General features: G+C 72.6%; 21 protein-coding genes and 1 tRNA gene. 5 read left to right on the top strand and 17 right to left on the bottom strand.

Annotation, left to right across the window (positions count from 1 at the left end; all coding sequences use genetic code 11):
* Positions 1 to 1,860 carry a cbb3-type cytochrome c oxidase subunit I gene (locus tag ACQUQ1_RS04320; RefSeq protein ID WP_435063035.1) on the top strand — a complete coding sequence of 620 codons (1,860 nt, stop codon included), beginning with the start codon at positions 1 to 3 and terminating at the stop codon, positions 1,858 to 1,860.
* 52 nt (positions 1,861 to 1,912) lie between these two features.
* Here the strand turns inward: ACQUQ1_RS04320 and ACQUQ1_RS04315 are convergent, their stop codons facing one another.
* Together ACQUQ1_RS04315 and ACQUQ1_RS04310 are read right to left on the bottom strand one after the other, a co-directional pair.
* Positions 1,913 to 2,278, bottom strand: a complete 366-nt coding sequence (locus ACQUQ1_RS04315) for a hypothetical protein (RefSeq protein WP_435063034.1) — start codon at positions 2,276 to 2,278, stop codon at positions 1,913 to 1,915.
* A gap of 96 nt (positions 2,279 to 2,374) precedes the next feature.
* Positions 2,375 to 2,893, bottom strand: a complete 519-nt coding sequence (locus tag ACQUQ1_RS04310) for a DUF7575 domain-containing protein (RefSeq protein WP_435063033.1) — start codon at positions 2,891 to 2,893, stop codon at positions 2,375 to 2,377.
* A 161-nt stretch (positions 2,894 to 3,054) separates the two neighbouring features.
* Between ACQUQ1_RS04310 and ACQUQ1_RS04305 the strand changes: the two genes are divergently transcribed.
* Positions 3,055 to 3,723: a DsbA family oxidoreductase gene (locus ACQUQ1_RS04305; RefSeq protein WP_435063032.1), complete on the top strand. Its 669-nt coding sequence runs from the start codon at positions 3,055 to 3,057 to the stop codon at positions 3,721 to 3,723.
* 98 nt (positions 3,724 to 3,821) lie between these two features.
* Positions 3,822 to 4,715 (top strand): MarR family transcriptional regulator, encoded by an 894-nt coding sequence (locus ACQUQ1_RS04300; protein ID WP_435063031.1) that lies wholly within the window; start codon positions 3,822 to 3,824, stop codon positions 4,713 to 4,715.
* 237 nt (positions 4,716 to 4,952) lie between these two features.
* On the opposite strand, the gene ACQUQ1_RS04295 is transcribed toward ACQUQ1_RS04300, so the two are convergent.
* The 6 genes from ACQUQ1_RS04295 to ACQUQ1_RS04270 all read right to left on the bottom strand — a co-directional run bounded on the left by ACQUQ1_RS04295 (position 4,953) and on the right by ACQUQ1_RS04270 (position 10,502).
* Positions 4,953 to 5,375, bottom strand: a complete 423-nt coding sequence (locus ACQUQ1_RS04295) for a VOC family protein (RefSeq protein WP_435063030.1) — start codon at positions 5,373 to 5,375, stop codon at positions 4,953 to 4,955.
* Positions 5,376 to 5,380: 5 nt separating this feature from the next.
* On the bottom strand, positions 5,381 to 6,220 hold the full coding sequence (locus tag ACQUQ1_RS04290) for an SDR family NAD(P)-dependent oxidoreductase (RefSeq protein ID WP_435063029.1): 840 nt from the start codon (positions 6,218 to 6,220) through the stop codon (positions 5,381 to 5,383).
* Between the two features lie 151 nt (positions 6,221 to 6,371).
* Positions 6,372 to 6,965: an Lrp/AsnC family transcriptional regulator gene (locus tag ACQUQ1_RS04285; RefSeq protein WP_435063028.1), complete on the bottom strand. Its 594-nt coding sequence runs from the start codon at positions 6,963 to 6,965 to the stop codon at positions 6,372 to 6,374.
* Positions 6,966 to 7,043: 78 nt separating this feature from the next.
* On the bottom strand, positions 7,044 to 8,186 hold the full coding sequence (locus tag ACQUQ1_RS04280) for an acyl-CoA dehydrogenase family protein (protein WP_435063027.1): 1,143 nt from the start codon (positions 8,184 to 8,186) through the stop codon (positions 7,044 to 7,046).
* Positions 8,187 to 8,324: 138 nt separating this feature from the next.
* Positions 8,325 to 9,185, bottom strand: coding sequence for an alpha/beta fold hydrolase (locus ACQUQ1_RS04275; RefSeq protein WP_435063026.1), 861 nt, complete (start codon positions 9,183 to 9,185; stop codon positions 8,325 to 8,327).
* 93 nt (positions 9,186 to 9,278) lie between these two features.
* Positions 9,279 to 10,502: an acyl-CoA dehydrogenase family protein gene (locus tag ACQUQ1_RS04270; protein ID WP_435063025.1), complete on the bottom strand. Its 1,224-nt coding sequence runs from the start codon at positions 10,500 to 10,502 to the stop codon at positions 9,279 to 9,281.
* A 142-nt stretch (positions 10,503 to 10,644) separates the two neighbouring features.
* Here ACQUQ1_RS04270 and ACQUQ1_RS04265 point away from each other — a divergent pair, with 142 nt between their 5' ends.
* Together ACQUQ1_RS04265 and ACQUQ1_RS04260 are read left to right on the top strand one after the other, a co-directional pair.
* Positions 10,645 to 11,727: a phosphotransferase family protein gene (locus ACQUQ1_RS04265; RefSeq protein WP_435063024.1), complete on the top strand. Its 1,083-nt coding sequence runs from the start codon at positions 10,645 to 10,647 to the stop codon at positions 11,725 to 11,727.
* Between the two features lie 78 nt (positions 11,728 to 11,805).
* A complete protein-coding gene (locus ACQUQ1_RS04260) occupies positions 11,806 to 12,777 on the top strand; it encodes an alpha/beta fold hydrolase (protein WP_435063023.1) in 972 nt (323 codons plus the stop codon).
* Between the two features lie 30 nt (positions 12,778 to 12,807).
* Here the strand turns inward: ACQUQ1_RS04260 and ACQUQ1_RS04255 are convergent, their stop codons facing one another.
* From ACQUQ1_RS04255 to ACQUQ1_RS04215, 9 genes are all read right to left on the bottom strand, one after another.
* On the bottom strand, positions 12,808 to 14,052 hold the full coding sequence (locus tag ACQUQ1_RS04255) for an ArgE/DapE family deacylase (RefSeq protein ID WP_435063022.1): 1,245 nt from the start codon (positions 14,050 to 14,052) through the stop codon (positions 12,808 to 12,810).
* Between the two features lie 128 nt (positions 14,053 to 14,180).
* Complete coding sequence (locus ACQUQ1_RS04250; RefSeq protein WP_435063021.1) at positions 14,181 to 14,576, bottom strand: Zn-ribbon domain-containing OB-fold protein; 396 nt, start codon at positions 14,574 to 14,576, stop codon at positions 14,181 to 14,183.
* Positions 14,573 to 15,739 (bottom strand): thiolase domain-containing protein, encoded by a 1,167-nt coding sequence (locus ACQUQ1_RS04245; protein ID WP_435063020.1) that lies wholly within the window; start codon positions 15,737 to 15,739, stop codon positions 14,573 to 14,575. The genes ACQUQ1_RS04250 and ACQUQ1_RS04245 overlap by 4 nt, the downstream gene beginning before the upstream one ends.
* Positions 15,740 to 15,999: 260 nt before the next feature.
* Positions 16,000 to 16,530: a 50S ribosomal protein L16 gene (locus ACQUQ1_RS04240; RefSeq protein ID WP_435063019.1), complete on the bottom strand. Its 531-nt coding sequence runs from the start codon at positions 16,528 to 16,530 to the stop codon at positions 16,000 to 16,002.
* 155 nt (positions 16,531 to 16,685) lie between these two features.
* Positions 16,686 to 17,435 carry an endonuclease NucS gene (nucS, locus tag ACQUQ1_RS04235; RefSeq protein WP_435063018.1) on the bottom strand — a complete coding sequence of 250 codons (750 nt, stop codon included), beginning with the start codon at positions 17,433 to 17,435 and terminating at the stop codon, positions 16,686 to 16,688.
* Between the two features lie 237 nt (positions 17,436 to 17,672).
* Positions 17,673 to 17,867, bottom strand: a complete 195-nt coding sequence (locus tag ACQUQ1_RS04230) for a cold-shock protein (RefSeq protein ID WP_435063017.1) — start codon at positions 17,865 to 17,867, stop codon at positions 17,673 to 17,675.
* Positions 17,868 to 18,021: 154 nt separating this feature from the next.
* On the bottom strand, positions 18,022 to 18,336 hold the full coding sequence (locus ACQUQ1_RS04225) for an EthD family reductase (protein WP_435063016.1): 315 nt from the start codon (positions 18,334 to 18,336) through the stop codon (positions 18,022 to 18,024).
* 94 nt (positions 18,337 to 18,430) lie between these two features.
* A complete protein-coding gene (locus ACQUQ1_RS04220) occupies positions 18,431 to 18,865 on the bottom strand; it encodes a DoxX family protein (RefSeq protein ID WP_435063015.1) in 435 nt (144 codons plus the stop codon).
* Positions 18,866 to 19,271: 406 nt separating this feature from the next.
* A tRNA-Phe gene (locus tag ACQUQ1_RS04215) sits at positions 19,272 to 19,345 on the bottom strand.
* Positions 19,346 to 19,388: the final 43 nt, after the last annotated feature.

Genomic DNA, 19,388 nt, shown 5'->3' with positions numbered 1-19,388 from the left:
ATGTCGATCGGTCTCCGCACGGTCGTCGCGGCCGCGGTCGCGGTCGGCGTCGTCGCCGCGGCGCTCCTCCTCGCCGCGCGGGTCGGCCGGGTCGCCCGCCGCCGGGCCGGCACGGTCGCCGACGGGGGACGGCCCGGCGGCGAGGTCGGGGGGACGTACGGGGCCGGCGGCGACCTGGCCGCCCTCCTCCCGTTCGACCCGCTCCGCTGGCTGACGACGGTCGACCACCGAGACATCGGGGTGCTGTACTTCCTGTTCGCGCTCGTCGCCGCGCTGTGGGGCGGCACCGACGCGCTCATGATCCGGACGGAGCTGATCACCCCCGGGGCGACGCTCTGGTCGGAGCGGACGTACAACGCCCTGTTCACCACCCACGGCCTGACGATGCTGTTCTTCTTCGTCACGCCGGCGTTCACCGGCGTCGCGAACTACTTCCTCCCGCTGTTGATCGGCGCCGACGACATGGCGTTCCCGCGGGTGAACGCGCTGGCGTTCTGGCTGCTGCCGTCGTCGCTCGTGCTCGTCCGCGCGGGGCTCGTCACCGAGGTGATCGCCAAACTGATCGACACGGTCGGCCCGCGCGTCGAGGTGCTGTACGCGCTCGAACCGCCGACGACCGGGTGGACCATCTACACGCCGCTGTCGACCACGCTCGCGAACCCGCAGGTGGACCTCATGCTGCTGGGCCTGCACCTCTCGGGGATCGCGACGATCCTCGGGGCGATCAACATCATCGTCACCGTCTACGAGGAGCGCGCGCCCGGCGTCAACTGGGCCACCCTCGACATCCTCACGTGGACGCTGTTCACGACGGCGGGGATAATCCTGTTCGCGTTCCCGATGCTCGGGTCGGCGCTCGTGATGCTGCTCATGGACCGCAACTTCGGGACGACGTTCTTCGCGGTGGAGGGCGGCGGGCCCATCCTCTGGCAGCACCTGTTCTGGTTCTTCGGCCACCCCGAAGTCTACATCCTCGTGTTGCCCGCGTTCGGGCTCGTGAGCCTGATCCTCCCGAAGTTCTCGGGGCGGCGGCTGTTCGGCTTCCGGTTCATCGTCTACTCCACGCTCGCCATCGGCGTGCTCTCGTTCGGCGTGTGGGCCCACCACATGTTCTCGACGGGCATCGACCCGCGGCTCCAGGCGAGTTTCATGGCGGTCACGCTCGCCATCGCCATCCCGTCGGCGGTGAAGACGTTCAACTGGATCACCACGATGTGGACGGGGGCGGTCCGGCTGACCGCGCCGATGATCCTCTGTGTCGGCGGCGTCGGCCTGTTCGTGATCGGCGGCGTCACCGGCGTCTTCCTCGCGTCGATCCCGGTGGATCGCGTGCTCCACGACACCTACTACGTCGTCGGCCACTTCCACTTCATCGTCATGGGGGTGATCACGATGGCGGCGTTCGCGGCGTCGTACTACTGGTTCCCCCTCCTCACCCGGCGGATGTACGCCCGGCGGACGGCGCGCGTGCAGGCGTGGACGATGACCGTCGGCGTGTTCGTGACGTTCTTCCCGATGCTGCTCATGGGCCTCGCCGGCCACCCGCGCCGCTACGCGGCCTACGGGATCCACCTCGACGTCCATCCCGAGTGGCTCCCGCTCCACCTCGTCGCCACGTTCGGCGCGGCGATCATCGGCCTCAGCGTGACGCTGTGGCTGTTCAACATGGTCCAGTCGGTCCGGATGGGGCCGCCCGTCCTCGAGGCGGACGTGTGGGACCTGAAGGAGTCCGGGCAGTTCACCCGGGAGTGGGCGTGGTTCGAGGAGCGCCTCGATCAGCGGCGCGCGCGCCGGGTCTCGGACGCACGCGAGAACGACGACCCGGGCGAGACCGACGACGCACGCGAGGACGACGACTGACGCGCGTCGACGGGCAGGTGCGCGGCGCGGCGGCCGCCGTCGTCCCTCCGCCTCACACGCCGGGGACGCCGAGCGCGGAGAAGCCGCCGAGGCCGAGGACCGACAGCAGTTCCAGCACGAGCGAGGCCGCGACCCACCCGACCAGCGCGATGCCGGCGGCGGTGACCCACCCGCCCCGGTAGCGCCACTTGATGACGCCGAGGTAGACGAGGTAGGTGATGACGGTCCCCAGCAGCGGCAGCCAGCCGAACAGCGCCGAGGCGATCACCCACGCCAGCGCGCCGACGAGCGCGGTCCACACCGCGTGCTCGTAGCTCCGGGCGTTCGACAGCAGCCGCGCGCCCGCGTAGATACCCAGCCCCCCGACGAGCGCGCTCACGACGAAGACCACGAGCGAACTCACGAGTGCGACGACCATACCGTACGGCGCGCCGGGAGAAGATGAAAGGGTGGCGGTCCCGCGTCGCCCCGGGGTCGCGGGACCGAGCGACCGACCGCCGGCCGGGGGCGACCGCTACCGGCCGGCGTTCCTGCCCCCGCCGCCGTTCGGGCCGGGGCGGTCCAGTTCCGCCGTGCACCACGGGCAGAAGTCGAGGTCGGCGTCGAGGTCCTTCCCGCACTCGGGACACGCCCGGGCCTCGGCGCCGTGGGCCGGGTCGGCCGCCGCTGCGCCCGCCGTGGCAGATGCGGTCGGTCCGTCCGCGGGCCCCGGCCCGGTCGCCCCGGCGGGCGCGGCCGCCCGCGACCGCGTCCGGCGGGCCAGGAGGTACGCGTCGACGGCGCTGGCGACGACGACGACTACCGGCGGGAGGGCGTCCGCGGGGTTCGAGAGCGGCTCGCCGGCGTTGAGCGCCTCGACGACCTCCGGCGGCACCAGCAGGGCGACGGCGGCGAAGGTGGCCGCGAGCCAGCCGAGGCCGCGGAGCCAGCGGCGCAGGTACGCGTGGCCCAGGCCCGTGACGAGCAGCGCGAGCAGGCCGGCGAGCCACGGCCGCTTGGGACCCGTCGGCCGGCGGAGCCGGGACAGCTTCATACCCCGATCGGGGGACGCCCCCCGGGAAAAATCCGCCGGTGCCCGCCGGGCGCCCGCTTGCGGGGTGGCGATCGGGGCCCGGGCCGGGACCGCCCGACGCTCGTGCGCCGAGAACGGCCGGGAGCGACGGACCCTAAAGCCGGGCGCCCCTCGTGGCGAGTATGAGCACCGACGAGGCCGTCGACGGCGACGCGGACGCCGAGGAGGTCGCGATCTACTCCGACTTCGTGTGCCCGTTCTGTTACCTCGGGCGCGAGTCGCTGCGGAACTACCGCGAGGAGCGGACCGACCGGGACCTGCCCGACCTCGACGTGGAGTGGCGGTTCTTCGACCTGCGCGGGCACAAGCGGGGCCCCGACGGCGAGATCCACGACGGCGTGGACGACGGCAAGGACGAGGACTACTACGACCGGGTCCGCGAGAACGTCCGCCGCCTCCGCGAGGAGTACGACGCCGAGATGCTCGAGTTCGACGACGTGGCCGACTCCGACTCCTGGGACGCCCAGCAGGTCGCGCTGTACGTGAAGCAGACCTACGACACGGACACCTTCCGCGACTTCTACGACGCCGTCCTCGACGCCTACTGGAGGGAGGGGCGCGACATCGGCGACGTCGACGTGATCGTCGACATCGCGGAGTCCGTCGGGGTCGGCGCCGACGAGGTCCGCGACGCCGTCGCCGACGACCGGCTGGAGCGGGAACTGGAGACGCGGTTCGATGAGGCCCGCGAGCACGGCGTCACGGGCGTCCCGACGTTCGTCTCGGACGGCCACGCCGCCCGCGGCGCCGTCCCGCCGGCCCACCTCGAACGCCTGCTCGAGGGCGTCTGAGCGGCGAACACAACCGGAGTTGCGATAGAACAAGCTATGTTGTTCGCTCGGCGCGACGACCACAAACCTACTTGTGTTCGTGCGCCGACTGTGGCGTCGTGAGCGACGACGGCACGGACGGCGGCGACCTCGGCGTGCTTCGCCACAAGGGCGAGGCGACGCGCTATCGCATCCTCGTGGAGATCGCCGAGCGCCAGCCGGCGGTGAGCCAGCGGGAGATCGCCGACGCCATCGGCGTCACCGCCCAGGCGGTCTCCGAACACCTCGGCGACCTGGTGGAGGACGGCTACGTCGACCGGGAGGGCCGGGGGCGCTACCGGGTCACGAAGGAGGGCGTCGACTGGATCATCTCCCGCACGGACGAACTGCGCGAGTACGTCGACCACGTCGCCGGCGACGTGCTCGGCGACGTCGAGGTGGAGGCCGCGATCGCGGACGGCGACGTCGCGGAGGGCGACGCCGTGGCCCTCTCGATGCGCGAGGGGACCCTCCACGCGACGGCGGTCCCGGACGGGGACGTGGACGACGGCGAAGGGGGCGAGGTCGACGACGGCGACGGCGACACGGATGCGGACGCGAGCGCCGGGACCGCCACGGCCGTCGCGGTCACCTCGGCCGAGGCGGGCGCCGACGTGGGCGTCGCGGAGTTCGAGGGGCTCGTCGACTACGACCTGGGGGCGGTCACGGCGGTCGTCGTCCCGTCGGTTCGCGACGGCGGGAGCGCCGCCGTCGACCCGGACGACCTCCGGGCGCTCGCGGCCGACGCGGACCTCGTCGTCGCCGCCGGGACGGAGGCGCTGGCGGCCGTCCGACGGACCGGCCGCGACCCCGACGTCCGCTTCGGCACCGTCGACGCCGTCCGCGAGGCGGCGATGCGCGGCCTCGACGTGCTGCTCGTCGCCGTCGCCGGGGAACTGTCCGCCCACACCGACGGCCTCCGGGAGACGGCCGTCTCCTACGAGGTCGTCGACGCGACGCCCGCGGACCGATAGCTGTTTTCAGTTCTGATATCTTGAGCCGAGCGTTGAAGTAGGTACTCGCGGATCGACGGGTATGCGCACCGAGACTGCCGTCCGGGTCCGCCTCGGCCTGGCCACCGCCGGCGTCCTCGCGGTGACGGCGCTGGCCGCGCTCGGCCTGGCGAGCATCGCGATCTGACGCACTGCTCGGTTCGGTCCGGGCCGTGCCGCTCGCCGTCCGATCCCCGGCCGCCGCTCGCCGATAGCCGCTCACTCCTCCGGAGCGACGACCTCGACCTTCAGGCCCTCAGGGTCCTCGCAGTAGAGCGCGTAGTAGCCGCCGGCGAACGGGTGTTCGTCGCCGTACAGCACCGCCGAGTCGTCGCGCCGACGGACGCCCTCCGTTATCCGATCCACCTGACCGCGCGAAGCGGCGTGGAACGCGAGATGGTTCAGGCCCGGAGCGTCGCGGTCGAAGTCGCCGCCCGCGGCGGCCCGAACCAGCACGACGTACGTCGGGCCGTTCCGCCACGACCGACCGCCCTCCCAGTCGTTCTTCGGCTCGTACCCGAGTTCCCCCAGCAGCCAGCCCCAGAACGACGCCGAGGCGTCGAGATCCGAGGCGTACAGTTCGACGTGGTGCAGTTGGCCGGCCCGGTCGGGGTCCGCGTGGTCGTAGTCGTCCGACGCCATCCCGTCTACGCCTCCGGCAACTCCTCGCCCTGCGGGACGCCCTGCGCCACGACCGTCTCCCCGGTCACGTAGGAGGCGGCGTCGCTGGCGAGGAAGCGGGCCACGTCGGCGATCTCCTCGCTCGTTCCGATCCGCCGGTCCACGTCCGCGCGGTCCACGTTCCCGGCGGAGACGCCCATCTGCTGCTCGACCCCCGGCGTCGCGACGAACCCCGGGGCGATGCAGTTGACGCGCACGTCGCGGCCGGCCCACTCCAGCGCCAGCGTCTCGGTGAGGTTGATCACGCCCGCCTTCGCCGCCCCGTAGTGGCTCATGTACTGTGCGGCGCGCTGCCCGGCGACGCTGGCGAGGTTGACGACCGCGCCGCCGTCGCCGTCCGCGAGGTGTTCGCCGGCCGCCTGCGTGCAGTGAACCGTTCCGTGGAGGTTGATGTCGAGGATCGTCTTCCAGCCGTTCTCGGAGATGTCCTCGAAGGGGGCCATGAACGACGCGCCGGCGTTGTTCACGAGCACGTCGACCCCGCCGAACTCCTCGACGGCGGCCGCGACGAGCGCGTCCACCGCCTCGCGGTCGGTCACGTCACACTCGACGGCGAGACAGCGTCCGCGCCCCCCCTCGCCGCCGGCCTCCGGGTCCGCGTCCGCGTCCGCGTCGGCGGCGTCCGCCGCGGCGCCGTTGATCGCCTCGGCGACCGGGTCGACGTTCCCCTGCTCGCGCGAGCACACCACCACGTCGGCGCCGTCCGCCGCGAACGTCTCGGCGATCGCCCGGCCGATGCCGCTGGACGCGCCGGTGATCACCGCCGTGTTGCCGGCGAGCGAGAAGCGGTCGGCGGGGTCGTTCACGCCGGCCACCCCGCGGTCGCGGCGGCGGTCGCGCGTCGGGTCGGCCCGGTCGGGAGGGAACCTCGGCTCATCGGGTGTCGGTGTGGGTGCGGGTCACATGAATCCGGGGGCCGGCCCGGACGCCGGGGAGGACGGCGCCGTGCCGGCCGGCTCACTCCTCGCGGAGTTCCCGGAATATCTCGGGGTCGGTCCGGAACTTCAGGACGTTGTGGACGACGTGGCTTCGGACGTTGGAGACGACGGCGCCGTGCTCCTTGTAGAACTCGTGGACCCAGCGCGACTGCGCCTCCCTGTCGGGGAACATCATCACCGCCCGCCACTGGTACTCGCCGGTCGAGAGGAAGTAGAACAGCGTCTGCGGGTCGTCGCGGATGTACGCCATGGCGTCGCGCCACTCGTCGGCGAAGCGGGTGGGGTCGAGCTGGAACTCGAACAGGCCGAACACGTAGTACTCCTCGTTCGGGATGATGGCGTCGCGGAACACGCCCTCCGCGCGCATCTTCCGGATCGACTCGCTGACGGTGACGTGGGACACGTCGATGTCGTACTCCGCCTCCAGCACCTCCGCGAGTTCGCGCGAGGAGATGCCGGGGTCCCCCGAGAGCTCCTCCAGGATCGCGAGGTCGCGCTCGGAGAAGTCCCAGTCGGGGGCGCCGCCGTCGGCTCGGTCGCGCGCGTCGCCGCCGTCGTCGGGGCCGGTCGCGGCCGCGTCGTCGGGTCCGCCGTCGTCCGCGTCGTCGGTCATGGTCCGACATGTACGGGGCGGGGTCAAAAACCGCCGGGAGGGGTCAAAACCCGCTGGCTCGCCGCGCCGCCGGCGGGGTCAGAAGATCCGGTCGGAGATGATGTTCTTCTGGATCTCGGAGGTCCCCTCGTATATCTTCGTGATCCGGGCGTCGCGGTAGAACCGCTCGGCGGGGTGGTCGGTGACGAAGCCCGCGCCGCCGTGGACCTGGATGCCCTCGTCGGCGACCTCCACCGCGCGTTCGGACGCGAACAGCTTCGCCATCGACGCGAACTTCGCGGCCAGCTGGTCGTCGCCGCCCTCGTCGACGACGGACGCCGCGCGGTAGGTGAGCGAGCGCGCCGCCTCGACGTCCGTCGCCATCTCGGCGATCTTGTGGGAGATCGCCTGGTACTCCGAGATCTTCTGGCCGCCCTGCTCGCGCTGCTCGGCGTACTCGACGGCGGCGTCGAGCGCGCCCTGCGCGGCGCCGACCGCCTGCGCCGCCACGGAGACGCGCCCGCCGGCGAAGAACGCCATCAGCTGGTAGAAGCCCTGGTCGACCGTGCCGATGACGTGGTCCTCGGGGACCCGAACGTCGTCGAGCACGATCTCCGCGAGGTCGGACGCCCGGATGCCGAGCTTGTTGTCGATCTTCGTGGGCCGGAAGCCGTCGCGCTCGGTCTCGACGAGGAACGCGGTGATCCCCCGGTGGCGCTCGCCGGGCGAGGTCTTCGCCATCACGACCGCCACGTCGGCGATCGTCCCGTTGGTGATCCACATCTTGTCGCCGTTCAGCACCCACTCGTCCCCCTCCCGCTCGGCGGTCGTCTCGATGCCGGCCACGTCGGAGCCGTGGGCCGGCTCGGAGATGCACGAGCAGGTGGCCGCGTCGCCGGCGGCGACCCTCGGGAGCCACTCCTCCTTCATCCACTCGTCTCCGAACTCCCGGATCATCGTGGTGCCGAAGCCGCGCGACCCGATCGCGCTCCCGATCCCGGGGTCCGCGCGCCACAGCTCCTCGGTGACGACCGACGCCGTGAGGAGGTCCATCCCGGCGCCGCCGTACTCCTCGGGGATCGTCGGCGCGACGAGGTCGTACCGTGCGGCCTCCTCGACGAGGTCGTGGGGGTACTCGCGTTCCTCGTCGTGCTCGCGGGCGACCGGTCGGATCTCGTTCTCCCCGAACTCCCGGACCACGTCGCGGACCGCCTCCTGCTCGCTCGAAAGATGGAACCCCATACCGGGATCGGCCCTTCCATCGTAAAATAGCCACCGCCGGTTCCCGAACGGTCGACGACGGTCCGAACAGGTTCGAGCGCCGGGGCGGTCCGACCGATCGAGGGTGCGTTCCGGTCCGGTTCGCGACGGTCGGCGGGATCACTCCGTCAGGAACGCGCGCACCTCCGCCCGGTAGCCGTCGGTCCGGTCGTGGGTGACCCAGTGGTAGGCGTCGTCGAGGCCGACCACGCGCGCCTCGCCCGCGACCGCCTCCGCGAGTCGCTCGGCGTTCTCGATCGGCTGGAGCACGTCGTCGGCCCCCCACAGACACAGCGTCTCGGCGGTGATCGCGCCGTAGTCGATGCAGGTCGTGTGGTTCGTGTTCGTCGCGACGGCCGCCCGCGCGAGCGCCCGCCGGCCCCCCTCGCGCGTCCACGGCGCCTTCATCCCCGCGACGAAGCCCGGGTCGGCCTCGCCGTACGCGCCCTCCGCGAACAGGAAGTCGAGCTCCTCGTCCAGTTCCTCGTCGTCCCACCCCTCGACGACGCCCGGCACCCCGAGGGAGTTGATGTACTCCACCGGCCAGGAGTCGAAGCAGGCGGCGTTCGACAGCACGAGCCTGCGGACCTCGTCGGGGCGCGCCGCGGCGTACCGGAGCGCGACCCCGCCGCCGATGTCGTGGGCGACGAGGTCCACGGCGTCGAACCCCTCGTCGGCCAGGAGGCTCGACAGGACGTTCGTCTGCGCCCGGACCGACCGGTCGAAGTCGTCGGTCCGCTGGGAGTTGCCGTAGCCGGGGAAGTCCGGCGCGATCACGTGGCGCTCCTCGGCGACGGCGGGCGCGATCCCCCGCCAGAGGAACGACCACGTCGGGATCCCGTGGAGGAACACGACCGGCGGGCCGTCGTTCCCGCGCCCGGCCTCGTAGTACGCCACCGTGCGCTCCCGGCCGTCGACGGCCGCCGTCGTCTCCGACTGGGCCGCGCTCCACGCCTCGTGGTCCGCGTCGATGTCGACCATGACACAGAGTCGCCCGCCGGGGACAAAAATCGCGGCGACGGAGCCGACCGACCACCGGGTGTCGGGAGCCTCGTCCTCCCCGGCCTCCCTGCCCTACCCGTTCGGCTCCCCGTACCGGGTCACGTTCGCCAGTTCCGACTCGTCCACGTCGGCGAAGGCGTCGCGGGCGATCACCCGCCGGTGGACCTCGTCGGCGCCGTCGATGATCCGGAACTGCCGGACCGCCTCGTAGAAGTCGCCGATCGGGAGGTCCTTCCCGATGCCGTTCCCGCCGCACAGTTGGAGGGCGGTGTCGATTATTTCCTGCACCCGGTTGGCGGCGAAGTTCTTGCTCATCGCCACCTGCACGCGCGCCTCCTCGCCGCGGGCGATCCGGTCGGCCGCGTCGCGGACGGTCGTCCGCACGGCGTGGAGGTCGGTCTCGGCGTCGGCGACGTCGTGGCGGACGGCCTGCTTCTCGGCGATGGGCCCGCCGAACGCCTCGCGCTCGCTGGTGTACGCCTTCGCCACGTCGAGCGCGCGCTCGGCCATCCCCGCGAAGCGCATGCAGTGGGTGAGGCGGGCCGGGCCGAGGCGCTGCTGGGCGTGGGCGAACCCCTCGTTCAGGTTCCCGAGGAGGTTCTCCTCGGGGACGCGCACGCCGTCGTAGCGGATCTCGGCGTGCCCGACGCCGGTCACCTCGCCGCCCACGTGGGGGATGTCGCGGACGACCTCGACGCCGCGCGTGTCGGCGGGAACGAGGAACAGCGAACAGCCCTCGTAGGGGTGGACGTCGGGGTCGGTGCGGGCCATCACGATGAGCACGTCCGCCTCGCTCCCGCCCGTCGTCCACCACTTGTGGCCGTCGATGACCCACTCGTCGCCCTCGCGCTCGGCGGTCGTCCTGATCATCTTCGGGTCCGATCCGCCCCCCTGCATCGGCTCGGTCATCGAGAAGCCCGAGGAGACGTCGCCGGCGACGAGCGGCCGGAGCCACCGCTCCCGCTGCTCGTCGGTGCCGAGCAGCTCCAGCGTGTGCATGTTACCCTCGTCGGGCGCGTCGACGCGGCAGGCCGCCGCCCCCAGCAGCGAGCGGCCCGCCTGCTCGAACATCGGGAGCACGTCCCGGAAGTCCATCCCCATGCCGCCGAACTCCTCGCCGACCTGCGGGCAGAACACGTCGTACTCCCGCGCCGTCTCCCGCAGGTCGGCCAGTTGCCCGTCGCTCACGGGCCCGTCCCCCAGCACCTCCCGCTCGACGGGGATCACCTCCTCGTCGACGAACTCCCGCGTCCGCGCCGCGAGCGCGTCGGCCGCCTCGCCGTCGTCGTACTCCATACACTCGGGTCCGGCCGCGGCGGCAAAACGCTACCCCCGAACGGCGGGGGAACCCGGCGCGGACCGGCGCGCCGGCGGAGGGTGGCTGACGGTACCCGGGCAACCCCCGTCGCTTTTGCGGCCCGGTGTGCAACGCGGTCCCATGACCGACGCCGACGCCGGCGACTCCGAGGCGTACTTCAGTCGCCTCGTCGACCCCGAGCGCCTCCGCTCGTACCTCGCGGCCGAGCTCGGCCCCGCAGACGGGTTCGACGTGCGCCGCCACCCCGAGGGCCACTCCAACGAGACGCTGTTCGTCACCCACGGCGACCGCGAACTCGTGATCCGGCGGCCCCCGCCCGGCGAGACGGCCGAGACGGCCCACGACGTGCTCCGGGAGTACCGCGTGATGGACGCGCTGCAGGACACGGCGGTGCCCCTCCCCGACACCGTCCTCGCGTGCGAGGACCACGACGTGCTCGGCTCGGACTTCTACGTGATGGGCCGGACCGACGGCGACGTGCTCCGCGACGACGAGCCCGGGCGGTTCGCCGACCCCGCGCACCGCCGTCGCGTCGGCGAGGAACTGGTCGACACCCTCACGGCGATCCACTCGGTCGACTACGGGGCGGCCGGCCTCGGCGACTTCGGCCGCCCCGCGGGCTTCACCGAGCGGCAGGTCGACCGCTGGGCGACACAGTTCGAGTGGGCCTTCGAGGTCACCGCCGAGGACCGGGCCGTTCCGGAGATAGCCGAGGTGACAGAGTGGCTCCGGGAGCACTGCCCCGCGAGCCACGAGCACACGCTCGTCCACGGCGACTACAAGCTGGACAACGTCATGTTCGCGCCGGGAACGCCGCCGGATCTGGTCGCCGTCTTCGACTGGGAGCTGTCGGCGCTTGGCGACCCGCTCACGGACCTGGGGTGGATGCTCTCGTTCTGGCGCGACCCGGGCGACCCCGCGCCGGCGACGCCGGAGCTGACATCGACGTTCATGGAGCGCGAGGGCTACCCGTCCCGACGCGACCTCGTCGCCCGCTACGAGGACGCGACCGGCATCGAGTACGAGCACGACCGCTTCTACCGCACGCTCGCGGTCTACAAGCTCGCCGCGCTCGGGGAGATGTTCTACCGGCGCTACCTGGAGGGCAACAGCGACGACCCGCTGTACCCGACGATGGAGGAGCGCGTCCCGGCGCTTGCCGAACGGTGCCTACGGATCGTCGACGGGGAGGAGCCGCTGTGAGGCGTCGGCCCCGTCGGCGGGGATGACCGGGGCGCGGCCGCCACGCGAACTAAGTCGGCGGCCGCCGTAGGATCGGCCATGACCCTCCGATCCAGGCTCGCCTCGGCCGCGAAGTACGCCGCGCTCGGCGCGGGCGTCGCCGTAGCGGCGACCCGCCTGCTGCGCGCGAAGGCCGGCGACCTCGAACCGCCGCTGAACGGGATCCAGCGGACGTACCGCTGGCGCGGCATGGACGTCGCGTACACTGAGGCCGGCGACGACGACGACGAGACGCTCGTGTTGCTCCACGGCATCAACGCCGCCGGCTCGGCCGGCGAGTGGCGCGAGGCGTTCGGCCCCCTCTCGAAGGAGTTCCACGTCGTCGCGCCGGACCTCCCCGGGTTCGGCCGCTCGGACCGCCCGCCGCTGCGCTACTCGGCGGCGCTGTACGAGGACTTCGTGCGCGACTTCCTCGCGGAGTTCGAGGAGCCGCGGGTGGTCGCCTCGTCGCTGACGGGCGCGTACGTCGTCGCCGTCGCCGACGACCTCGACCTCGCGGACCTCACGCTGGTGTGCCCGACCGCCGTCGCCGGGCCGGATCCGCCGAAGACGGCCGTCCGGGAGCTGTTCCGCGTGCCGGTCCTCGGGGAGGCGGCGTTCGCCCTGCTCACCTCGAAGCCGTCCATCGCCTACTTCAACGCCGACCACGGCTACTGGGACCCCGAGAAGGTCGGCGACGACTGGCCCGACTACGAGTGGCGGACCACCCACCAGCCGGGCGCGCGGTTCGCCCCGGGCTCGTTCGTCTCCGGACACCTCAACAGCGACGTCGACCTGGCGGACGCGATCGCCGCCCTCGACGTGCCGACGACGCTCGTGTGGGGGCGGGAGGCGACCCTCCCGCCGCTGTCGACGGGGCGCGACCTCGCGGAGGAGGCCGACTGCGAGCTGATCGTCTTCGACGACGCGATGCTGCTGCCGCACGTGGAGTTCGGCGAGCAGTTCGTCTCGGTGGTGTCGGGCGACCGCCCGGAGGAGCCGGCGACGGTGGAGCAGGAGGAGGCCGAGTAGGGGGCGTCCGGGGTCGGCCCGCGTTCCCCATCAGTTCTCCCGCAGGAACCCCCGCGCCGCCTCCGCGATGACCGCACAGCCCTCGACGACCGCCTCCCACTCGACGTACTCGTCCGGCCCGTGCGCCCGCTCGGGCGATCCGGGGCCGAAGACGACCGTCGGGATCCCCGCCCCGATGTAGTGTCTGGCGTCCGTCCCGGCGGTGAACCCGCGGTACCGCGGGGCGGAACGCCCGCGGGTCGCTATCGCGTCGGCGAGCGCCGTCACGATCGGTTCGTCCCGGCCGACCTCCGAGCCCTCGAACTGCACGGAGAAGCGCTCGAACGTCGGGGGGTGTTCGCGCAGCCACTCGCTGTCGGCGACGACCTCGTCGAGGCGGCGCCGGAACGCCGCCTCGACCTCCGCGACGGACTCGTGGGGGGCGACCCCGATCCGGACCTCCGAGGCGAGGTGCGCCGGCACGCTGGAGGCCCACGACCCCGCCTCGACGGTGCCGACGTTCACCGGCCAGGGCGTGTCGTACTCCTCGAACAGCGGGTGCGTCACCGACTCGGCGCGCTCGCGCTCCAACTCCTTGAACGCGCGGCGGATCCGCTCGAAGTGGGGGAGCACCGACTCGCCCTCCCAGGCCCGCGCGGCGTGGGCGGCGGCGCCGACGAGTTCGAGCCGCGCCATCAGGCTCCCCTCGGCCGCCAGGACGACGTCGAACGCGGTCGGCTCCGCCACCAGCGCCGCGTCCCGCTCGAACGGGTACGGCGCGGTCGCCGCCGCGGTCGCGGCGCCGACGCCGCCCTCCTCCTCGCCGACGACGCTCTCGACGACGACCCGGCCGTCGAGGTCCGCCCCCGACTCGGCGAGCGCGAGCGCGGCGTACACGCAGGCGGCGAGGCCGCCCTTCATGTCGGCGGCGCCCCGCCCGTAGAGCCGGCCGTCCTCGAAGCGGGGCGCGAACGGGTCGCCGGTCCAGTCGGCCTCCTCGGCCGGTACCACGTCCACGTGCCCGTTCAACACGACCGTCGGACCGGCGTCCGGGTCGCCCAGTTCCAGCACGCCCGCGACGCTGGGGCGCCCCGCCAGGTCGAGGTCCGCCGCCGGCGGGAACGACGGGTGCGCGTCGAGCGCGTCCGCGTCGGGCTCCCACTCGTAGGTTCGGAAGCCCAGGTCGTCCAGCCGGTCGCGGAGCCACGACTGGGCCGCCGTCTCCTCGCCCGGGAGGCTCCGGTACGAGACCAACTCCGCCGCCGTCTCACGCAGGTCCGACTCGCGTAGCTCCATCGCTCGGTACGGCGTGCGGGCCCGTCGCACATAGGTGGGATGGCGCCGGCAGCCCGCGCGTGGGGCCGCCCGGCCCGTCCCGGACCGGCCGGGGGCTCGGGCCGGCCGACAGGTCGGGTCGGCCGGGGTCAGGCCGGCCGGAAGACGATCAGCCGCTTGCCCGTCTCCCCGTTCTCCTCCACGTCGGGCCGAACCGTGTGTCCGATCTCGATATCCTCGGCCGACAGGTCGCGGACGATGCCGGTCAGCCGCACCGCGCCGAAGTCGACGACCGCGGTGACGTACGGCGGCTCCTCGCCGAAGCCCGAGGGGGCGACGTGGATCTCCGAGAACGTCGCGACCCGGCCGGTGTCGGGCAGGGGCTCCTCCGACAGGTCCCTGTTCCCGCACTCGGGACAGACCCGCCGCGGCGGGAGCGACCCGTGGCCGTTCGCGCACTCGAGGTAGTAGCCGCCCTCCGCGAGCGCGTCCGCCCACTCGTCGTAGCCGGTGTCCGCCGGCGCGCCGGGGTCGGCGTCGCTCATTCGGCCACCTCCAACACGTGGACGACGGCGCTGGCGACCGTCCCGCCCGCGTTGTGCGTCAGGCCCACAGTCGCGTCGGGGACGGCGTCGCTGTTGGGGTGGTCGCCGCGGAGCAGTCTGGTCATCTCGGCGATCTGCGAGCCGCCGGTCGCGCCGACCGGGTGGCCCTTGGCCTTCAGCCCGCCCGAGAGGTTCACCGGGAGGTCGCCGTCGCGGGTGGTGTCGCCGCGGCGCGCGGCGCCGATCCCCTCGCCGGGGTCGAAGAAGTCCAGCGCCTCCAGCGCCATTACCTCCGCGATGGTGAAGCAGTCGTGCACCTCCGCGACGTCGACGTCGTCGCTGGCGACGCCGGCGTCGCCGTACGCCTCCGCGGCGGCGTCGGCCGCGGCCGGCGTGCGGGCCATGTCCGCGCGGTCCTGGAGCGCGGCGCGGTCGCCGCCCTGGCCCGTCCCGGTGATCGCGACCGGGGCGTCCAGGTCGTGCTCCTCGGCGTACTCCTCGGAGACGAGCACGAGCGCGCTCGCGCCGTCGGTGATCGGGCAGGCGTCGAACAGGTGCAGCGGCGAGGCGACCGCCGGCGAGTCGAGCGCCTGCTCGACGGTGATCTCGCGCTGGTACTGCGCGTACTCGTTGGGGACGGCGTTCGCGTGGTTCTTGACCGCGACGTGCGCCAGGTCCTCCCGGCTCCCGCCGTACTCCTCGAGGTAGGCGCGCGCCATCAGCGCGTACGCCCCGGGGAAGGTGACGCCCGCGCGCACCTCGAACAGCTCGTCCGCGGCGACCGCCAGCGACTCGGTCACCTCCGCCGTCGAGAGGTTCGTCATGCGCTCCATCCCGCCCGCGAGCATTACGTCGTTCTCGCCCGAGCGGACCGCCCGGACGGCCTCGCGGACGGCGACGCCCGCGGACGCGCACGCCTCCTCGTAGCGCGTGCCCGCACAGCGCAGCCCCGCCGCCTCGGTCACGATGGGGGCCTGGTGGCCCTGTCGCTCGGCGAGCGCGCCCATGAAGTTGCCGTAGTTGAGGTGTTCGACTTCGTCGCCGTCGACGCCGGCGTCGTCGAGCGCCGCGAGCGCCGCCTCCGCGAACAGGTCGCGACCCGTCCGACCGGCGTGCTCGCCGAACGGCGTCAGGCCGACGCCCGCGACACGTACTCCCGTCATACGCGTGAGTGGTCGCCCGCGGGCCAAAGACCTGCCGGAGTTTCGCGCCGTCGGCGCCGCTCCACGGCGATGTTACTCGAATCCGTGTTCTCGTTCGAGCGGGCGGGCCGGCGGACGCGGCCGGCGCCCCGCGCGGCGACGGGCCCGGGTCCGAGAGGGTCGCCGGCGGCCGACGGGGCCGGACCGGGGGGCGTCGCCGGCGGCGCCGCTGGCGGGTCTGTGCGCGCGAGAAGTTCCGATCGGGGGACTTATCGTCCGACTTACCGGACGAGCAGGTCCTCGCCCTTCTCCACGACGACGCGGAACGGCGGGGACATCTTGTTGTAGGCGCGGCGGTACGCCTCCTTGACGGCGTCGGCCTGGTCGACGTCGACGTACGCGGTGAAGACGGTCTCGCCGGCGTTGACGCGGGCGGCGGTGCCCACGGGCTTGCCGAACGCCTGGCGCATCCCGTCGGAGACGCGGTCGGCGCCGGCGCCGGTCGCCTGCTTGTTCTCCCTGAGGATCTGGTGGGGGAACTTCCGCAGGACCATCTTGTAGTTGCCCTCGCCCAGTTCGCGGATGAGGTGGCGGTTCGCCGACAGGCGCGCCGACTCCAGCGAGCCGTGGCGGATCTGGACGTCCTCCTCGGTGACCAGCGAGATGTGGACGGGGTAGTCCTCGGGGTCCGTCGTCAGGTCGCCCATGTTGTGCTGTGCGATCTTCGAGCCCGGAATCCCGGTGACGTAGTCCCGTCGCGTGTACGACGGCTTGTCGATGTTCCGGTACATGGAGGCCGGTTTGTCGGACATGGTTACTTGTCCGAGTCGACGGCGGTGCCGTGGTTAAAGCCTACGTTTCGCCGGCCCGCCGCGTGCGGAACCCGCACGGGCCGGTCGGACCCGGGCGCTCGCCGACGGCGGTCGAGGTCGCCGTCCCCTGTTCGTCGCCCGGCGCCGACGGTCCGTCACTCGTCGTCTGCGGGCGGGTCCGCCGCCCCCTCCGGCGGCTCCGCGGGGACGTGTTCGAGGCCGTTCGCCGCCAGCAGGTCCGCCGCGCGGTCGGTGATCGACGGCGCGAGCAACACGCCCCGGACCTCGGTGCCGTCGGGCTCCTCGCGCTCGACGGCGTCGACGTACCGCGCGAGCTGGCCCGCCGCGTCCGGGCCGACCCGGCGGCGCTTCAGCTCGACGACGACCGGCCTGCCCTCGGCGTCGCGGCCGAACACGTCGACCGGGCCGGCCTCGGTCTCCCGCTCGGTCGCCAGCGGCTCGAACCCCTCGTCGACGAGGGCCGGGTCCGCGAGCACGCGCTCCTTCAGGTCCGCCTCGCTCCCGACCACGTCGACTGCGCGGCCGCCGGTGACGCCGTAGGCCGCGAGGTGCTCCACGGCGGAGAAGCGCACGTCCAGCGTCTCGTCGGGCGACGTCCGGACGCTCCGCACGCGCAGGCGGCCGTCGCGCACCGCCGCCCGGTGTTCGCTCCCCGGCGGCTGCCAGTTCACCGGCGTGCGCCCCTCGTCGGTGTGCACCAGCGCCGCGCCGTCGGGCTTCAACACGAGCAGGCGCGCGCCCGCCCCGAGCGAGGAGGCCGCGCGCCCGTCGTACTCGACCGTACAGGTGCCGAACAGCGTGACCAGGTCGCCGCGCTCGAAGGCGTCCTCCAGTTCCCACAGCGCCTCGCGGTGCGTGGGCTCGTGGAGCGTCGTCGCGGTCACGGGCACCACCGCCGCCGCCGAACCGGGATCACGTGCGTCGTTGTGCGTCGGCGGAAATAAGCGCCGCGTCGCGTGGGCGGCGGCGCCCGCCGCGACCCGCACGCGCCGGGCGGGAGCCGTCGCTGCCGAGGGCGGGCCCCGCGTCGAACCGGGCTCGACGCGGCCGTCGCTCGGTGTCGGGTGAAAAACTGCGAGAACTGCGGTACGGAGCGGTCTTTCGACCGCCTCGTCGGAACCTTACAGGCGCTGCAGGTTCTTCGCGCGGGGGCCCTTCTCGGCCTCCTCGATGTCGAACTCGACCTCCTGCCCCTCCTCGAGGTCCGGACCGCCGACGTCCTCCATGTGGAAGAAAACGTCCTCGTCCGCGTCCTCAGTGTCGATGAATCCGTAGCCGCCGGTGTCGTTGAAGAAGTCGACCTTCCCAGTTGCCATACACGACACGAGCGCAGGACCACGGTTAACCCTTCCGAGTCGCGGACGCGCGTGTGAACGACCCACTCGCCCCGCCGTTCTCCGGGGCGCTCCCCCCGATTCGCGGGCGATCCGCCGGAGATCCACGGGTGGTTCGCTCCGCTCCCGCCCCGAACTACTCCACCTCGACGTGCTCGTCGAGGACGACGCGCTCGGCGGCGTCCATGTCGGCGAAGGTCGCGGCGTCGGCGGTCACCTCCTCGCCCAGTTCCGAGCCGAACGACTCGGCCATCGTCCCCTCGTCGGGGAAGTACAGCTCCGCGAGCGCGTCGTAGGTCGCCGACTCGGGGTCCTCGGGGAACGAGACGGTGTACCGCTCCAGCCCCGGCAGGTCCGCCGCCAGCGGCGCGTGCTCCTCCAGGTAGTACTCCCGGAACTCCTCGAACGTCCACTCGTCGTCTCGGTCGAGGGTGATCGCGAGCTTCGTCATCGGGGCGACGGTTCGGACACCGGCGACATAAGGGTCGCGGGGCGGGCAGGCGACACCCCACGGATCGCCGGACCCGTCCGGGCCCGCCGCTGACTCACGGGGCCCCGTCCTCGTCGGGCATGGGCCGCGTGTACCACCACGCCCACAGCGCGAGCACCCCTTGCAGCGGGAGCCGCGCCCACAGCGCGGCGTCCGGCGGGTCCCGCATCCACGCGGGGACGCCCTCGACGGTCACGTCGCGGACGGCCATGTGCAGGTTCGCCGGGAAGACGGCCGCGAGCAGTGCCACGAGGCCCCACGCCGAGGCGCGTCGCGTCCGCGGGATCAACACCCCGACCCCGAGGGCGACCTCCGCGATCCCGGAGAGGTAAACGAGGTCGAGCGGCCGCGGCAGTTCCGGCGGGACGACTTGGGCGTACACCTTCGGTGCGACGAAGTGGAGGACCCCCGCGACGACGTAGAGCGGACCCATCACGTACAGGAGCGGGCGTTTGAGGCGAGCGAGCGTGCGGTTCGGTTCGATCGACATTCCGTGGGTCGAAGGCGGGGGAGGGGCAAGTGCGTTGCCCCGGCGGGACGTGGGGGACATCCGCTCGCGTCGCTCGCGGCCGTGGACGCGGGAAAATGCCGCCCCCCGATCGGAACTCGCCGAGACGGTCCGAGCCTGCGGCCGCTTCGCGGCCGTTCCCGGCTGCGGCTCGTCTGCTCAAATCGGGTCGTGGACGCAGTACCACCGGCCGACGGCTCACTCGCTGTGCTCGTTCGCGATGGCGGCCGGAGAATATGCCGCCTCCCCGATTTGAACTCCTGAAGACGGTCCTGCTCGGCTCACGTCCGTTCGCCTGCGCGGGCTGCGACTTCCGTGTTCAAATCGACTCGCGATGGATCTTCCGAATCCGGTCGCTCGCTTCGCTCGCGATGGTGGATTCGGAAAATGCCGCCTCCCCGATTTGAACGGGGGACAGCTCGATCTTCAGTCGAGTGCTCTCCCAGTCTGAGCTAAGGCGGCGCGCATCCCGAAGAACCCCGGCGGCAAGAAAAAGCGTTTCGAA

The sequence above is a fragment of the Halobaculum sp. EA56 genome (genome assembly GCF_051195075.1).
Classification (GTDB): Archaea; Halobacteriota; Halobacteria; order Halobacteriales; family Haloferacaceae; genus Halobaculum.
Note: the sequence above shows the minus strand (reverse complement) of the source record. Positions and strands in the feature narration are given on the sequence as shown.

Coding starts and splice junctions, on each gene's coding strand:
- ACQUQ1_RS04320 (WP_435063035.1), top strand. CDS start 1: ATGTCGATCGGTCTCCGCACGGTCGTCGCGGCCGCGGTCGCGGTCGGC.
- ACQUQ1_RS04315 (WP_435063034.1), bottom strand. CDS start 2,278: ATGGTCGTCGCACTCGTGAGTTCGCTCGTGGTCTTCGTCGTGAGCGCG.
- ACQUQ1_RS04310 (WP_435063033.1), bottom strand. CDS start 2,893: ATGAAGCTGTCCCGGCTCCGCCGGCCGACGGGTCCCAAGCGGCCGTGG.
- ACQUQ1_RS04305 (WP_435063032.1), top strand. CDS start 3,055: ATGAGCACCGACGAGGCCGTCGACGGCGACGCGGACGCCGAGGAGGTC.
- ACQUQ1_RS04295 (WP_435063030.1), bottom strand. CDS start 5,375: ATGGCGTCGGACGACTACGACCACGCGGACCCCGACCGGGCCGGCCAA.
- ACQUQ1_RS04285 (WP_435063028.1), bottom strand. CDS start 6,965: ATGACCGACGACGCGGACGACGGCGGACCCGACGACGCGGCCGCGACC.
- ACQUQ1_RS04280 (WP_435063027.1), bottom strand. CDS start 8,186: ATGGGGTTCCATCTTTCGAGCGAGCAGGAGGCGGTCCGCGACGTGGTC.
- ACQUQ1_RS04275 (WP_435063026.1), bottom strand. CDS start 9,185: ATGGTCGACATCGACGCGGACCACGAGGCGTGGAGCGCGGCCCAGTCG.
- ACQUQ1_RS04270 (WP_435063025.1), bottom strand. CDS start 10,502: ATGGAGTACGACGACGGCGAGGCGGCCGACGCGCTCGCGGCGCGGACG.
- ACQUQ1_RS04265 (WP_435063024.1), top strand. CDS start 10,645: ATGACCGACGCCGACGCCGGCGACTCCGAGGCGTACTTCAGTCGCCTC.
- ACQUQ1_RS04260 (WP_435063023.1), top strand. CDS start 11,806: ATGACCCTCCGATCCAGGCTCGCCTCGGCCGCGAAGTACGCCGCGCTC.
- ACQUQ1_RS04255 (WP_435063022.1), bottom strand. CDS start 14,052: ATGGAGCTACGCGAGTCGGACCTGCGTGAGACGGCGGCGGAGTTGGTC.
- ACQUQ1_RS04250 (WP_435063021.1), bottom strand. CDS start 14,576: ATGAGCGACGCCGACCCCGGCGCGCCGGCGGACACCGGCTACGACGAG.
- ACQUQ1_RS04245 (WP_435063020.1), bottom strand. CDS start 15,739: ATGACGGGAGTACGTGTCGCGGGCGTCGGCCTGACGCCGTTCGGCGAG.
- ACQUQ1_RS04240 (WP_435063019.1), bottom strand. CDS start 16,530: ATGTCCGACAAACCGGCCTCCATGTACCGGAACATCGACAAGCCGTCG.
- ACQUQ1_RS04230 (WP_435063017.1), bottom strand. CDS start 17,867: ATGGCAACTGGGAAGGTCGACTTCTTCAACGACACCGGCGGCTACGGA.
- ACQUQ1_RS04225 (WP_435063016.1), bottom strand. CDS start 18,336: ATGACGAAGCTCGCGATCACCCTCGACCGAGACGACGAGTGGACGTTC.
- ACQUQ1_RS04220 (WP_435063015.1), bottom strand. CDS start 18,865: ATGTCGATCGAACCGAACCGCACGCTCGCTCGCCTCAAACGCCCGCTC.